Consider the following 13,954-nt stretch of genomic DNA (forward strand, 5'->3'; position numbering starts at 1 on the left):
CGACAGCGACGCAGGCGTGGGGAGAACAAGTGCCGGGGCGGGAAAAGTCCCCCCAAGCTGGGCATGGAGTCACGAGTCACGGAAAGATGGGCGGATGCGCCCCATGGTCACCACCGGCGAACTCGCCGCGCAGCTCTCCGGGCCGGAATCGGCACGCTCCGTGATCCTCGACGTCCGCTGGCGGCTCGCCGGCCCGCCCGGTGCCGAGTCCTACCGGGAGGCGCATCTCCCGGGCGCGGTGTACGTCGACCTCGACACGGCGCTCGCCGGGGAGCCGGGTGACGGCGGCCGCCATCCGCTGCCGGACCCGGAGACGCTGCAACGGCACTTGCGGGCGGCCGGGGTTCGCACCGGTCACCCGGTCGTGGTTTACGACGACTCCGACGGTTCGGTCGCGGCCAGGGCGTGGTGGCTGCTGCGCTGGGCCGGGCACACCGAGGTGGCCGTGCTCGACGGCGGGTTCGCCGCCTGGGCCGAGGAGGAGCGCTCTCTCACCAGCGAGGTCCCCTCGCCCGCGAAGGGGGACATCGTCGTGAAGCCCGGCGGCATGCCGGTGCTGGACGCGGACGAGGCCGCCACCCTCGCCAGGAACGGGGTGCTCTTCGACGCGCGGGCACAGCCGAGGTACACGGGGGAGACCGAGCCGATCGACCCGCGCGCCGGGCACATCCCCGGCGCGGTCAACGCCCCCTTCTCCGGGCATCTCGCGGAGGACGGCCGCTGGCGCGAGGCCGCGGAACTGGCCGAGCGGTTCGAAGGACTCGGCGTCACTCCGGAGACCCCGGTCGGTGTCTACTGTGGATCGGGGGTCACCGCCTCGTCCGTCGTGCTCGCGCTCGAAGTCGCCGGACACCCGGCGCCGGCGGCGCTGTACGCGGGCTCATGGTCGCACTGGTCCCGTGATCCGGAGCGTCCGGTGGCCACCGGGGAGCTGCCCGGCTGACCCGCGGGCGGGTCCGGAACGACGCATGAGCCGCGCCCGGCCGCGGGCGCCCTGCACTAGAGTTCGGACCATGCGAGCACCGGCCGTCGTATGGGACTCCTCGCTGCTGGGTTACGACCTCGGCGGCGAGCATCCGTTCAATCCGGTCCGGCTCGAACTGACCATCCGGCTCGCCACCGAACTCGGCGTGCTCGACGGGGTCGAACTGCTTGTCCCCGGCCCGGCGGGCGAAGACGAGTTGCGCCGTGTGCACCTCGGCGAGTACATCGAGGCTGTCCGGCGAGCGCCGATGACCGGAGCCGATTTCGCGCACGGGCTCGGCACCGAGGACAACCCGGTGTTCACCGGGATGCACGAGGCCTCCGCGCTGGTCGTCGGCTCGACGTTGCTGGCCGCGCGCAAGATCGCCGAGGGCGAGGCGACCAGGGCGGTGAACATCGCCGGCGGGCTGCACCACGCCATGCCGGGCAAGGCGTCGGGTTTCTGCGTCTACAACGACTGTTCGGTGGCGATCTCGTGGCTGCTGGACCACGGCTTCGACCGCATCGCCTACGTCGACACCGACGTCCACCACGGCGACGGTGTGCAGGAGGCGTTCTTCGACGACCCCCGGGTACTGACCGTTTCCCTGCACCAGCATCCGTTCACGTTGTGGCCGGGCACGGGCTATGCGGCAGAGATCGGCAAGGGCGGGGCCGAAGGCACCGTGGTCAATCTGCCGCTGCCGCCCGGTACTCGCGACGGCGGCTGGCTGCGGGCGTTCGAGGCGGTGGTGCCGTCGCTGCTGGAGCAGTTCCGGCCGCAGCTCCTCGTCACCCAATGCGGCGTCGACTCCCACGAGGAAGACCCGCTGGCGGACCTCTCGCTCTCGGTGGACGGCCATCGGGCCATCTACCGCCGGCTGCGCGAGTTGTCCGAGGCGCACGCCGGCGGCCGCTGGCTCGCCGTGGGCGGCGGTGGCTACCAGCTGATCCGGGTGGTGCCGCGGTCGTGGACCCATCTGCTCGCCACCGTGCTCGACCGTGACGTCGACCCGGCGACGGCCCTGCCGCCGAACTGGGTCGCGTCGATCTCCCGGGCGGCGCCGAAGGCCGAGATCCCGCCCCGCATGTCCGACGACCGCGACACCGGCTACGTCCCGTGGGGAGACGGGGCGGACGAACCGGTCGACATCGCCATCCGCGACACCCGCCGCGCGATCTTCCCGCTGCACGGCCTCGATCCGGACGATCCGAGGGACTGACATGGCCAGTGAGGACACCCAACGCGACCCCTACGACTTCCCGCGGGAGTGGGAGGCCGACGTCCTGCTCTCCGACGGCGGCACGGTGCACCTGCGCCCGGTGATCCCCAGCGACGCCGACGGGCTCGTCGCCTTCCACGGGCGGTTGTCCGAACGCACCCGGTACTTCCGGTACTTCGGCGCCTATCCGCGGATCCCGCAGCGTGACCTCCGACGGTTCTCCGTCGTCGACCACCACGACAGGGTCGCCTTCGTCGCGCTGCTGGGCGACGACATCGTCGCGGTCGGCCGCTACGAACGGCTCGAACGCGGACCGTCGGCAGAGGTCGCGTTCGTCGTCGACGACGCCCATCAGGGCCGCGGGCTCGGGTCGATCCTGCTGGAGCACCTGGCCGCCGCCGCCTCGGAATGCGGGCTTCGCCGCTTCGTCGCCGAGGTGCTCGCCGAGAACGCGGCGATGGTCCGCGTGTTCCGCGACGCGGGCTATCAGGTCAGCCGCGAGATCGAAGAAGGCGTGCTGCACCTGGAGTTCGACATCGACCCGACCGAGGAGTCGCTCGCGGTCGCCCGCTCCCGTGAGCAGGCCGCCGAGGCACGCAGCGTGCACAACCTGCTGCATCCGAAGTCGGTGGCGGTGATCGGCGCGTCCACCGATCCGACGAAGATCGGTTACGTCGCTCTGACGAACCTGCTCAGCGCCGACTTCGCCGGCACGGTCTACCCGGTCAACCCGGAGCACAAGTCCGTCCGCGGTGTGCGTGCCTATCCGTCCGTGGTGGACATCCCCGAGGACGTCGACCTCGCGCTGGTCGCCGTGCCCGCCGAGGCCGTCGAGTCCGTTTTGGACGGTGCGCTGGCCAAAGGGGTCAAGACCCTCCTGATCGTCTCGGGCGGGTTCGCCGAGGCCGGTCCGCACGGGCTGCACGCCGAACTGAGGCTGGTCGGGGAGGCCAGGGCGCACGGGATGCGGGTCGTCGGCCCGAACGCGCTGGGCGTGCTCAACACCGACGCCTCGGTCCGGCTCAACGCCACCCTCGCGCCCCGCCTGCCCGCACGCGGCCGCACCGGGTTCTTCTGCCAGTCCGGCGCGCTGGGCACCGCGATCCTCGCCGACGCCGAAGCGCGCGGTCTCGGGCTTTCGACGTTCGTCTCGGCGGGGAACCGGGCCGACGTCTCCGGCAACGACCTGCTCCAGTACTGGGAGACCGATCCCGCGACCGACCTCGTCCTGCTGTACCTGGAATCGTTCGGCAACCCACGCAAGTTCGCCCGGCTCGCGCGGCGGCTGGCGCGGACGAAGCCGGTGGTGGCGGTGAAATCCGGCAGGCACGCCGTCCGCCCGCAACTCGCCGCGACTTCGGCGGAGGTCGACGAGTCCAGCGTCCAAGCCCTGTTCGAGCAGGCGGGCGTCGTCCGCGTCGACACGCTCGCGCAGCTCTTCGACACCGCGTTGGTCTTCGCGCATCAGCCGTTGCCCGCCGGCCCGCGGGTCGCCATCGTGGGCAACTCCAGCGCCATCGGGTTGCTCGCCGCCGACACCGCGCGGGCGCACGGCCTCCGGCTGAGCGCCGACCCGGTCGACGTCGGGCCGCAGGCGAGCCCGGAGGAATTCGCCGCCGCCGTGCGCGAAGCCCTCAACTCCCCGGAGACCGACGCGCTCGTCGTGGTCTTCGTGCCGCCGCTCGCGATTCCGGGTGCGGCCTACGCCCGCGCGCTGCGGGAGGCCGTCGTCGAGATGGACAAGAACAAGCCGATCGTGTCGACCTTCCTCGCCGTCGAGGGGGTGCCGGACGAACTGGCCGTGTTGTCCGAGGACGGCGTGCCGACGCGGGGTTCGGTCCCGTCATATCCCAGTCCCGAACGGGCGGTGAACTCGCTCGCGCGGGTCGTGCGCTACGCGGCCTGGCGGCAGCGGCCGCAAGGCAACCTGGTGCGGCCCGCGGGCCTGCATGCCGAGCAGGCGCAGGTGATCGTCGCCGAACTGCTGGCGGGCGAGGACGGCAGGACGACGCTGCTGTCCGACGACGACGTGGTCCGGCTCCTGGGCTGCTACGGGATCGACGTCGTCCCGTTCCGGGTCGCCTCGTCCTCGGACGAGGCGGTGAAGGCGGCAGAGGAACTGGGCTTCCCGATCGCCCTCAAGGCCGTCGACGAACGCCTGCGCGGCAGGCCGGACCTCGCGGGCGTACGGCTCGATTTGTCCTCTGTGGACGGAGTACGCCGGGCGTACGCCGATCTGCGCGAAATCTCCCAAGACGACGAGGTCTACGTCCAGCGGATGGCACCGAAGGGGATCTCGTGCGTGGTGGGGCTGCAAGACGATCCGTCGTTCGGCACACTTGTTTCGTTCGGCCTCTCCGGGCTGGTCAGTACGCTGCTGGGGGACAGGGCCTACCGCGCGGTCCCGCTCACCGACGTCGATGCCGCCACGCTGCTGCGCGAGCCGCGGACGTCACCGCTGCTCACCGGATACCGCGGTGACGAACCGGCGGATCTGGCGGCACTCCAGGACATCGTGCTGCGCGCCGCGGCGCTGGCGGAGGACAATCCCGAGGTCCGTTCCATGACGCTCGACCCGATCCTGGCCTCACCCGACGGCGCTTTCGTCGCCAACGCCCGGATCGTGCTAGGTCCGCCGCCTTCCCGCCCCGACACCGGGCCGCGACGGTTGCGGCCCATCAACGCCCCGGCTTGAGCCCGGGCAGCACGACGCTGAGTACGCCTGGATGCGGAACCAGGCGTACGAATTACCGCATCCAGATGACTGATCGCGGGGGCAGGGAAGCTCGAAAGCGGCGAACTCGGCCACGTCGATCGGCGTCCGGCAGACCAGGGCGGCCATCATCTGGTCGCCAACCCGCGGATCCGGTACCCCGTACACGGCGGCCTCGCTGACCGAAGGGTGGCGGAGAAGGGCGCGTTCGATCGGCGCGGTACCGAGGTTTTCGCCGTCGACGCGGAGCCAGTCGCCGAGGCGTCCCGCGAAGCAGCAGTAGCCGTCCGCGTCGAGGTACGCCAGGTCTCCGGTGTGGAACATCCCGTCGCGCATCCGTTCTGCCTCGGCCGCCGGATCGCCGTGGTACCCGGCGAAGAAGCCAGGACCCCCGGTGTTGCCCAGTTCGCCGACCGCCTCGGCGGCGTCGAGCAGTTTCCCCGCCGCGTCGAATTCCGCCGGGGGACAGGGTTTCCCGGGCTCCGGATCGAGCACGGCGACGCCACCACCCCGGCCGAGTGCACCGGCCGAGGTGGTGGCGTCCCGGCCGAAGTCGACGCCGCCTTCGGTCGAGCCGAACGCGTCGACGACGTGGCAACCGAAGCGCGTGCCGAATGCGGCGAGATCGGCGCACGCCCGGACGTGGTCGGCCCAGGTCCAGCGCCGGTCTTCGGACAGCAGGCCGGTCGAGGGGCCCTCCGCCCGCGCGAGCGAGAGTTCCGTGACCGTGGGGGTCATGCCGGATCCGCGGCCGGCAGATCGCCGAGTCCGCGCAGTTGCGTGGTCGCGCCGCCCAGCGTGAATTCGAGCCGTTTTGCCGCGACGAAGTAGCGACGCAGCGTGTGGTCGACGTCGATCCCCACCCCGTCGGTCTGGCGCGCCGAAAGGTGGACGTGCACGGTGTTCCCGCGCACGTCCGTCATGGTGAGGTCGGCCCAGGAAGTCGTCGCGAATCCCTTGACGTAGGAGGCATAAGCGCCGCCTTTCGCCAGTCGTTGCCCGCCGAGATCCCACACGGTGAGGAAATCACGCCGGTTGAGCGCGTCGTAGTACGCGATCACCGTTTGTGCCACCGGAGCCGCCGGTGCGAGGTAGATCGTCCGGGTCGCGGGCGGTGCGACATGAACCGTCCGAGGCGGGGCCGCGACCGCCGGTGGCTGGAGCACGATCGCGTTCGGCGGAGCGGCCATCACGACGGCCGGAGTCGGCGTTCCCTGCTGGGGTACCGCGCACGCGGCCAGCACCCCCGCCGCCCGATTCCTTTTTCCCATTTCTCTCCCCTTTCCTCGTACCACTGAGAATGTGGGAGACAACGGTCGCGTCACTAGGGGATTCGGCCTCGTTACGAATGGTGAAAAACGCCCCGGAACCGTTATCGGGATCCGGGGCACACGGGCCGGAAGCCACCCTCGCCTCACGCCGGACCGCCGCCGGGTTTAGCGTTAGGCATGACCACTGCATCTGTCGATGTCGAGAGCGCCCGCCGCGACTACGCGGCCCTCGTCGACCGTGGCCTCTCCCTGGACATCACCCGCGGCAAGCCGTCCCCTCGCCAGCTGGACCTCGCCGACGGGCTGCTCGCCCTCCCCGGAGACGTGCGCAAGGCCGAGGACGGCACGGACGTACGCAACTACGGCGGCCTGAAGGGCTTGCCCGAGCTCCGCCGTATCTTCGCCGGGCCGCTGCAGGTCCCGGCCGAGCAGTTGCTGGCCGCGGGCAACTCCAGCTTGGAGCTCATGCACGACTCGATCGTGCAGGCCTTCCTCAGCAAGCTCCCGGGCGCCGAGCGCCGCTGGGCCGACGAGCCGAGCGTGAAGTTCCTGTGCCCGGTGCCGGGATACGACCGCCACTTCGCGCTGGCCGAGCGTTTCGGGATCGAGCTGATCCAGGTGCCGCTCACCGAGACCGGCCCGGACATGGCGGTCGTCGAGCGCCTCGTCGCCGAGGACGCCGCGGTCAAGGGCATCTGGTGCGTGCCGAAGTACAGCAACCCGACCGGTGTCACCTACGACGACGACTCCGTGCGCCGCCTGGCGACGATGACCACGGCCGCCCCGGACTTCCGGATCTTCTGGGACAACGCCTACGCCGTGCACCACCTCACCGAGGACGAGGCGCGGCTGGCGGACCTGCTCGCGCTGGCCACCGAAGCGGGCAACGCCGACCGCGTGTTCGTCTTCGGCTCCACCTCGAAGATCACCTACGCCGGTGGCGGTGTCGGCTTCTTCGGCGCCTCCGAGGCCAACCTGGCCTGGTGGACCGGCCTCATCGGCAAGCGGACCATCGGCCCGGACAAGATCAACCAGCTCCGGCACGCCCAGTTCCTCCGCGACGAGGACGGCGTCCGCGAGCACATGCGCAAGCACGCCGAGCTCATCGGGCCGAAGTTCGCGGCCGTCGACGAGATCCTCACCAAGGAGCTGGGCGAATCGGGCCTCGCGACCTGGACCAAGCCGACCGGTGGGTACTTCGTCTCGCTGACCGTGCCGTCGGGGACCGCCAAGGAGGTCGTGCGGCTGGCCAAGGAGGCGGGCATCGCCCTGACCCCGGCCGGCGCGACGCACCCGTACGGTGAGGACCCCGAAGACGCCGTCATCCGGATCGCGCCGACGTATCCGGAGCTGGCCGAGGTCGAAGAGGCCATCCGCGGTCTCGTCGTCTGTGTTCGCCTTGCCGCGGCGACGAAGAGATAAGTCGCCGTAAGGCAAAGGTGACGCGGCACCGGCACCGCGTGGGCCGGGTCGTGAGTGGTAAGGACGGCCAGAGCCAAGGGTGGCTTGGGTACCTACTGGCGAATGCGCGGACGACACGCGTGATCGAACGGACGGCTCGTGGCGGGACCCAGGCCGCGGTCGTGTCGTCCGGTCAGTCACGTGACATCGCCGGTCGAAGCTCGCGCCTTCTCAGCCGAGACGTGGCGTGGCACGGTCGCTGTCGGCCTTGCCGCGGCGACGAAGAAATGAGCCAATCCGGGTCACGGGTGGTTGCGGACGTCCGAGTGGGTGGGTGTGCACCGCAAAGACGAGAGGAACCACTCGTGTTCGGAAAGCCCTTCGTTCATACCCTGATCTCACGCAGCGCCGAGAACCACACGGATCGCCGCCGCGCCGTTTCCCGGTACCGTCGGGGACGGCGACACGAGGAGGGTTCGCGGTGAAGGCTGTGATCATCGGCGGTGGCATCTCGGGCACGGTGACCGCGATGGCGCTGCGGCGGGCCGGGATCGAAGCGAGCGTCCACGAGGCGTACCCGTCCGGCGGCGAGGACGCGGGCGCGTTCCTGACGATCATGCACAACGGCATGGACGCCCTGCGCGCGATCGGCGCCGAGGCTCCGGTGATCGACACTTCGTTCGCCGCCGCCGGGCTGGAACTCGTGACCCCGGACGGGCGGACCGTCGAGCGCCGGTCGTTCGACGTGGAGGGCTCAGGCGGTCTCGCCGGGCCGCGCACCTTGACGCGGGCGGCGCTCTACCGTGCGCTGCAAGAGGAAACGATCTCGCGCGGGATCACCTTCGAACGCGGGAAACGGCTGGTTTCCGCGTCGCCGGGGATCGCTCGCTTCGAGGACGGGTCGACCGCCGAGGGCGACATCCTCATCGGTGCCGACGGACTGCGGTCGGTCGTCCGGACCATCATCGACCCTGATTGCCCGCCTCCGCGCTCGACGGGTCTCGACGTCGTCTACGGCTACACGACCGACACGAGCATCCCGCAGGCGCCGTCCCTCTATCGGATGATCCAGAGCCTGCACGCCTCTTTCGGCTACACGAGCACACCCGACGGCTCGACCTACTGGTTCGCGCGGCTTCCCACGGCCGAGGGTGTCCGCGTCGGTCTTTCGGCGGCCGAGTGGCGCTCGGCGGCTTTCGCCGCTTTCGACGGGGAACCGTTGCCCGCCGCGGAAATCATCCAGTCGACGGGGGACGACGTCTTCGGCGGTCACTCCTACGACGTGCCCTCGACGCCGGTGTGGTCCAACGCGTCGATGGTGCTCGTCGGCGACGCCGCGCACGCGGCCTCACCCGCCGCGGGGCAGGGTGCGTCGATGGCGATGGAGGACAGTGTCGTGCTGGCTCGGTGCTTGCGCGATCTTCCCGATACGCCAACGGCTTTCGCGGTCTACGAGCGGTTGCGTCGGGCGCGGGTGGAGAAGCTGGTGGCCAGTAGCGCGGCGGTGTCTTCGGGGACGACGCCCGACAGGGACCGCACCTGGCTGTATCGGCACCACATCGAGTGGGACGCGAAGATCACCCGCGATTAGTCACCTACTTGCGGCGTTCCCCCGAAGTACAGGAAGATCCCCAGGACACGCCCTAGTACTGCAATGACATTTCGTTATAGAGTGGTTGAGTGTGTCGGTTAGGCTTTGGCCCGGCGATCGTGTAGTTGATCTCCTGTGTTGGAGATGGCGACGGGTTGGTCGGCGCATTTCACTGCGTTCGCGGGGCGGTTCGCGTCGCGGTTCTCGCGGGTGGAGCCGCGGCGTCAGATGGTGTCTTACCTGCGGGGACTGCTGGCTGAAGTCGAGCGCAAGAACGGCTGGACCCTGGCGGAGATGGCCGGCGAGGCCGGCCCGCAGGGCATGCAGCGGCTGCTGAACTTCTACGCCTGGGACGCCGAAGGCGTGCGTGATGATGTGCGGGCCACGGTGGTCGAGGTGCTGGCGGACGCCGAACGTGGCGTGTTGATCGCGGACGAGACCGGGTTCGTGAAGAAGGGCACGAAGTCCGCGGGCGTAGCGCGCCAGTATTCGGGCACGGCCGGGCGCATCGAGAATTCGCAGATCGGCGTGTTCTTGGCGTATGTATCGGCTCGGGGGCGGGCTTTGATCGATCGGGAGTTGTATCTACCGAAAGAGTGGATCGCCGATCGGGATCGGTGCAGCGCTGCGGGCATTCCTAACGGCGTCGGATTCGCGACGAAACCCGAACTGGCGCAATTAATGTTGGAACGCGCGCTCGCCGCGAGTATCCCGTTCGCGTGGTTCACCGCCGACGAAGCGTACGGGCAGGTTGGACGGCTGCGGCTCTGGCTGGAAGAACACGACATCGCACATGTACTGGCGGTGCCCAAGTCCCAGATGGTGATTTCCATGGATCTGCGGCAGCGGCGCGCCCACTCGGTTATCGCGGACGCCGCCCCGACTGCCTGGCAGCGCCTGTCCTGCGGCGATGGCGCCCACGGGCAGCGGATCTACGATTGGGCCGTAGTTGACATCCGCCCGCTGCGCCGGCGAGAAGTCGGCCACTGGCTGCTGGCCCGCCGCTCGGTCAGCGACCCCACCGAGATTTCCTACTACATTTGCTTTGGCCCCGCCGAAACCGATCTCCGAGAACTGGTACGCGTCGCTGGCAGCCGCTGGGCGATCGAAGAAAGTTTCCAAACCGCAAAGAACGAAACCGGGCTCGACCACTACCAGGTCCGCCGATACGAAGCATGGTATCGGCATATAACTCTCTCCATGGCAGCGGCAGCATTCCTCGTCATCACTCGAGAGACCGCAAAAAAAGGGGATCTACACCCGGCCTGATACCGCTCACGTCCAACGAAATCCGCAAGCTATTCAACCGTGTCACCACGCGGGTCCAGCACACAATCCAGCACGCTATGCACTGGTCACGATGGCGACGAACCAGCCAAGCCCGCGCCCGAACCAGCCACTACCGCCGGCGCGGCCATCACGAAGTGTCATTGCAGTACTAGGCGCAAGGAAGGGGGCCTTCCTGTACTCACGGGCTACTTCTTGTACAGCGCTTCGATGTCGGTCGCGTAGTTCTTGTTCACGATGTTGCGCTTCAGCTTCAAGCTCGGCGTGATCTCGCCGCCGGCCTCGGTGAAGTCCTTCGAGAGGATCGTGAACTTCTTGATCGCCTCGGCCTGCGACACCGCGCTGTTGGCCTGATCCACGACCCGCTGGATCTCGGCGCGCAGTTCGGCGTCGTCGGCCAGGTCCGACACCGAGGCGTCGGAAGGCTTGCCGTGCTGCGACTTCCACGACGGGAAGTACTCCTCGTCGATGGTGATCAGCGCGCCGATGAACGGCCGCTGGTCGCCGACGACCATCGCCTGGCTGACCAGCGGGCTGGCCTTGATGGTGTCCTCGAGCCCGGACGGGGCGACGTTCTTGCCGCCCGCGGTGACGATGATCTCCTTCTTGCGCCCGGTGATCTTGAGGAATCCGTCGCGGTCCAGTTCACCGAGGTCGCCGGTGTGGAACCAGCCGTCTTCGAGAGCTTCGGCGGTCGCCTGGGCGTTGTTGAAATAGCCGCTGAAGACGACGTCGCCCTTCAGCAGGATTTCGCCGTCGTCGGCGATCCGGACCGAGGTGCCGGCGACCGGGCGCCCCACGGTGCCGACGCGGAAGCCGTCCTGGGTGCCGACGCAGGCCGCGGCGGAGGTCTCGGTCAGGCCGTAGCCCTCGAACACCGGGACGCCGATGCCGCGGAAGAAGTGCGCCAGCCGGATGCCGAGCGGGGCACCGCCGGACACCGCGGCGACGCACCGGCCGCCGAGGGCCGCGCGCAGCTTGCTGAAGACGAGCTTGTCGAACAGCGCGTGCTTGATCTTGAGGCCCAGCCCGGCGCCACCGGTGTCCTGAGCCTGGCTGTACGCGACGGCGGTGGCTTCGGCGGCGTCGAAGATCTTGCCCTTGCCGTCACCGTGCGCCTTCTGCTTCGCGCCGTTGTAGACCTTCTCGAACACTCGCGGCACGGCGACGACGAAGGTCGGCCGGAAGGTACCGAGGTCGGCGACGAGGTCTTTGACGTCCGACGTGTGCCCGAGGGTCACTCGCGCGCTGAGCGCGGTCACCGCGATGGCGCGGGCGAGGACGTGCGCGAGCGGCAGGAACACCAGCAGCGAGTTGCCCTGCTCCATCAGCTGCGGGAACGCGGCGATGTCGGCGCGGATCTCGGCGAGGAGGTTCCGGTGGGTCAGCTCGACGCCCTTGGGACGGCCGGTCGTGCCCGAGGTGTACACGATCGTGGCCAGATCACCCGCCTTCACCGTGCGGCGGCGCTCGTGCAGGTCGTCGTCGCTGAGCTCGGCGCCCTGTGTGGTGAGGTGGTCGACCGCGGGCTCGTCCGCGGCCTCGATCTGCCAGGTGTGCTCGAGTGTGTCGAGGCGGCCCTTGACGGATTCGAGCGTCGCGAGGTGGTCGTCGGTCTCGACGAACACGGCCTTCGCCGCCGAATCCGAGAGGATCCAGTGGACCTGCTCGGCCGAGGAGGTGTCGTAGATCGGGACGGTGACCGCGCCGGCGGCCCAGATCGCGAAGTCGATCAGGGTCCACTCGTAGCGGGTCTTGGACATGAGCCCGATCCGGTCGCCCGGAGCGATGCCTGCCTCGGCCATTCCCTTGGCCATGGCCAGAACCTGGGCGGCGAAGTCTTTGGCGGTGACGTCCAACCAGGTACCGTCGACCTGGCGGCGGAAACTCACGACATCGGAGAACCGCTCCGCGTTCGCCCAGACGACGTCGGCGAGATTCTCGTCGTCGGTCACCGGATTGGCGGCGGGGGCGCTGTATTCGCGCACGAGGAACCTCCGTGTTCGCGTGCAAGTGGTGTGACCGGTGTTACCCGCCAGTCAACTTAGCGTGCCGTGCACCTTAAGACCATGCTGACGAATCGGCCATACCCAGGGCATGACATTCTGCCGCTGTGAACCAGGCGCCGCCAGCTCTCGACCTCGTCGACGAGACCTTCCTCGTGGTCCCGCCCTCCACCGTGGCCGCCGCTTTCGCCGATCCGCGATCTTGGTCACGTTACTGGCCGGACCTCGTTCTGGAGGTCTACACCGACCGTGGCGACGAAGGATTGCGCTGGACCGTGCGCGGTGCCTTGATCGGTACCATGGAGGTCTGGCTCGAGCCGGTGCTCGACGGCACTCTGCTGCACTACTTCCTGCGCGCCACCCCCGCCGGTCCGGACGGGGAGCCCCGGGTGCTCCGGGCCCGGGACCTGCGGCGGGAGTTCGACCGCAGGGCCCGTGCGGCCAAGGGGATCGCGCTCGGGCTCAAGGAGGTCCTCGAGGACGGGCGCGAGCCCGGGGTCGGTCCCCAGGCCGGGTAGGAAGAGGCGGAGCTGCGGATGTGCCGCGACGTGGTGCCCACGCGCGACCGTGGACCCGCCTCGGCCGCGGGTCCCGCTGTCGCGGCGGCAGGGCGCCGTGAAGGCGAGAATTGAGGGAGCCGCCTGGCCGCGCCCTGGGACGGGATCGCGGTCGCGGGTTCACCGAGGAGCACAGGGGAGAGCATGCGGGTTCACGTGGTGTCGGACGTGCACGGCAACGCCGACGCGCTCAAACGCGCGGGTGACGGCGCCGACGCGCTGATCGTGCTGGGCGACCTGCTCGACTTCGTCGACTATCGCGAGCACGACAAGGGCATCATGGGCGCGCTGTTCGGCGCCGAGAAGGTCGGCGAGTTCGCGCGGCTGCGGCGCGAGGGCACTCGTGACGAGACCGTCGCCTTCTCGCGATCGTTGTGGGCCACTTTGGCCGACCCCGCCGCCGCGGTCGGTGAAGCGATCCGTGACCAGTACGCCGTCCTGTTCGGCGCGTTGACCGCGCCGACGTTCGCCACTCCCGGCAACGTCGACGATCCCTCGCTGTGGCCCGAGTTCGCCGGCGACGGCATCACCGTCCTCGACGGCGAGGTCGCCGAGTTCGGCGGCCTGCGCTTCGGGTTCGTCGGCGGCGCGCTCCTCCCGCCGAACGTCGTCCCGCGCCGCAACGGTTTCTGGCGGCCGTACCTGCGCACCCGCGACGAGTACGACGTGGCGGTCGGCGCACTGGAGAACGTCGACGTCCTGTGCACCCACATCCCGCCCGCCATCCCGGAACTGATCTACGACGTGATCGCCCGCCGGTCCGAGATCGGGTCGGCGGCGCTGGTCGATCTCATCCGCGAGCAGCGGCCGCGCTGGTCGGTGTTCGGGCACGTCCACCAGCCGCTCGCGCCGCGGACGAGGCTCGGCAGGACCGAATGCCGTAACGTCGGTCACTTCAAAGAGACGGCACAGCCGTACGTGCTGCGCTGGTGACCCTCGGCT

Annotated in this window: 8 protein-coding genes and 3 pseudogenes; 8 read left to right on the plus strand and 3 right to left on the minus strand. The window is 69.4% G+C overall.

What is annotated here, in order from left to right:
* The first annotated feature begins 94 nt into the window (after window positions 1–94).
* The 3 genes from P3102_RS12070 (at window position 95) to P3102_RS12080 (ending at window position 4,881) form a co-directional block, all read left to right on the plus strand.
* Window positions 95–943, plus strand: a complete 849-nt coding sequence (locus P3102_RS12070) for a sulfurtransferase (RefSeq protein ID WP_276369018.1) — start codon at window positions 95–97, stop codon at window positions 941–943.
* Between the two features lie 70 nt (window positions 944–1,013).
* A complete protein-coding gene (locus tag P3102_RS12075) occupies window positions 1,014–2,186 on the plus strand; it encodes an acetoin utilization protein AcuC (RefSeq protein ID WP_276369019.1) in 1,173 nt (390 codons plus the stop codon).
* 1 nt (window position 2,187) lies between these two features.
* Window positions 2,188–4,881 carry a bifunctional GNAT family N-acetyltransferase/acetate--CoA ligase family protein gene (locus P3102_RS12080; protein ID WP_276369021.1) on the plus strand — a complete coding sequence of 898 codons (2,694 nt, stop codon included), beginning with the start codon at window positions 2,188–2,190 and terminating at the stop codon, window positions 4,879–4,881.
* Window positions 4,882–5,013: 132 nt separating this feature from the next.
* Here the strand turns inward: P3102_RS12080 and P3102_RS12085 are convergent.
* Both P3102_RS12085 and P3102_RS12090 read right to left on the minus strand, forming a co-directional pair.
* Window positions 5,014–5,535, minus strand: a pseudogene (locus P3102_RS12085) (acyl-CoA synthetase); the annotation flags it as partial.
* 98 nt (window positions 5,536–5,633) lie between these two features.
* Window positions 5,634–5,765 (minus strand): annotated as a pseudogene (locus P3102_RS12090) (acyl-CoA dehydrogenase); the annotation flags it as partial.
* A gap of 582 nt (window positions 5,766–6,347) precedes the next feature.
* Here P3102_RS12090 and P3102_RS12095 point away from each other — a divergent pair.
* The 3 genes and pseudogenes from P3102_RS12095 to P3102_RS12105 all read left to right on the plus strand — a co-directional run bounded on the left by P3102_RS12095 (window position 6,348) and on the right by P3102_RS12105 (window position 10,604).
* Entirely contained in the window at window positions 6,348–7,592 is a 1,245-nt protein-coding gene (locus P3102_RS12095) for an aminotransferase class I/II-fold pyridoxal phosphate-dependent enzyme (RefSeq protein WP_276369023.1), read from the plus strand.
* 460 nt (window positions 7,593–8,052) lie between these two features.
* Entirely contained in the window at window positions 8,053–9,162 is a 1,110-nt protein-coding gene (locus P3102_RS12100) for an NAD(P)/FAD-dependent oxidoreductase (protein ID WP_276369024.1), read from the plus strand.
* A gap of 144 nt (window positions 9,163–9,306) precedes the next feature.
* Window positions 9,307–10,604: pseudogene (locus tag P3102_RS12105) on the plus strand (IS701 family transposase).
* 33 nt (window positions 10,605–10,637) lie between these two features.
* Here the strand turns inward: P3102_RS12105 and P3102_RS12110 are convergent.
* Window positions 10,638–12,437 (minus strand): long-chain fatty acid--CoA ligase, encoded by a 1,800-nt coding sequence (locus P3102_RS12110; RefSeq protein ID WP_276369026.1) that lies wholly within the window; start codon window positions 12,435–12,437, stop codon window positions 10,638–10,640.
* 125 nt (window positions 12,438–12,562) lie between these two features.
* On the opposite strand from P3102_RS12110, the gene P3102_RS12115 reads away from it, so the two are divergent.
* Entirely contained in the window at window positions 12,563–12,973 is a 411-nt protein-coding gene (locus P3102_RS12115; protein WP_276369027.1) for a polyketide cyclase / dehydrase and lipid transport, read from the plus strand.
* Window positions 12,974–13,156: 183 nt separating this feature from the next.
* The gene (locus P3102_RS12120) at window positions 13,157–13,945 is read left to right on the plus strand and encodes a metallophosphoesterase (protein WP_276369029.1); all 789 of its coding nucleotides are present in this window, start codon (window positions 13,157–13,159) and stop codon (window positions 13,943–13,945) included.
* The last annotated feature ends 9 nt before the right edge of the window (window positions 13,946–13,954 follow it).

Source organism: Amycolatopsis sp. QT-25, from assembly GCF_029369745.1.
In the GTDB taxonomy this organism is placed as follows: domain Bacteria; phylum Actinomycetota; class Actinomycetes; order Mycobacteriales; family Pseudonocardiaceae; genus Amycolatopsis.

Excerpts from the sequence above, each read along its gene's own strand:
- P3102_RS12075 (WP_276369019.1), top strand. The coding sequence starts at position 1,014 with ATGCGAGCACCGGCCGTCGTATGGGACTCCTCGCTGCTGGGTTACGAC.
- P3102_RS12120 (WP_276369029.1), top strand. The coding sequence starts at position 13,157 with ATGCGGGTTCACGTGGTGTCGGACGTGCACGGCAACGCCGACGCGCTC.
- P3102_RS12095 (WP_276369023.1), top strand. The coding sequence starts at position 6,348 with ATGACCACTGCATCTGTCGATGTCGAGAGCGCCCGCCGCGACTACGCG.
- P3102_RS12070 (WP_276369018.1), top strand. The coding sequence starts at position 95 with ATGCGCCCCATGGTCACCACCGGCGAACTCGCCGCGCAGCTCTCCGGG.
- P3102_RS12080 (WP_276369021.1), top strand. The coding sequence starts at position 2,188 with ATGGCCAGTGAGGACACCCAACGCGACCCCTACGACTTCCCGCGGGAG.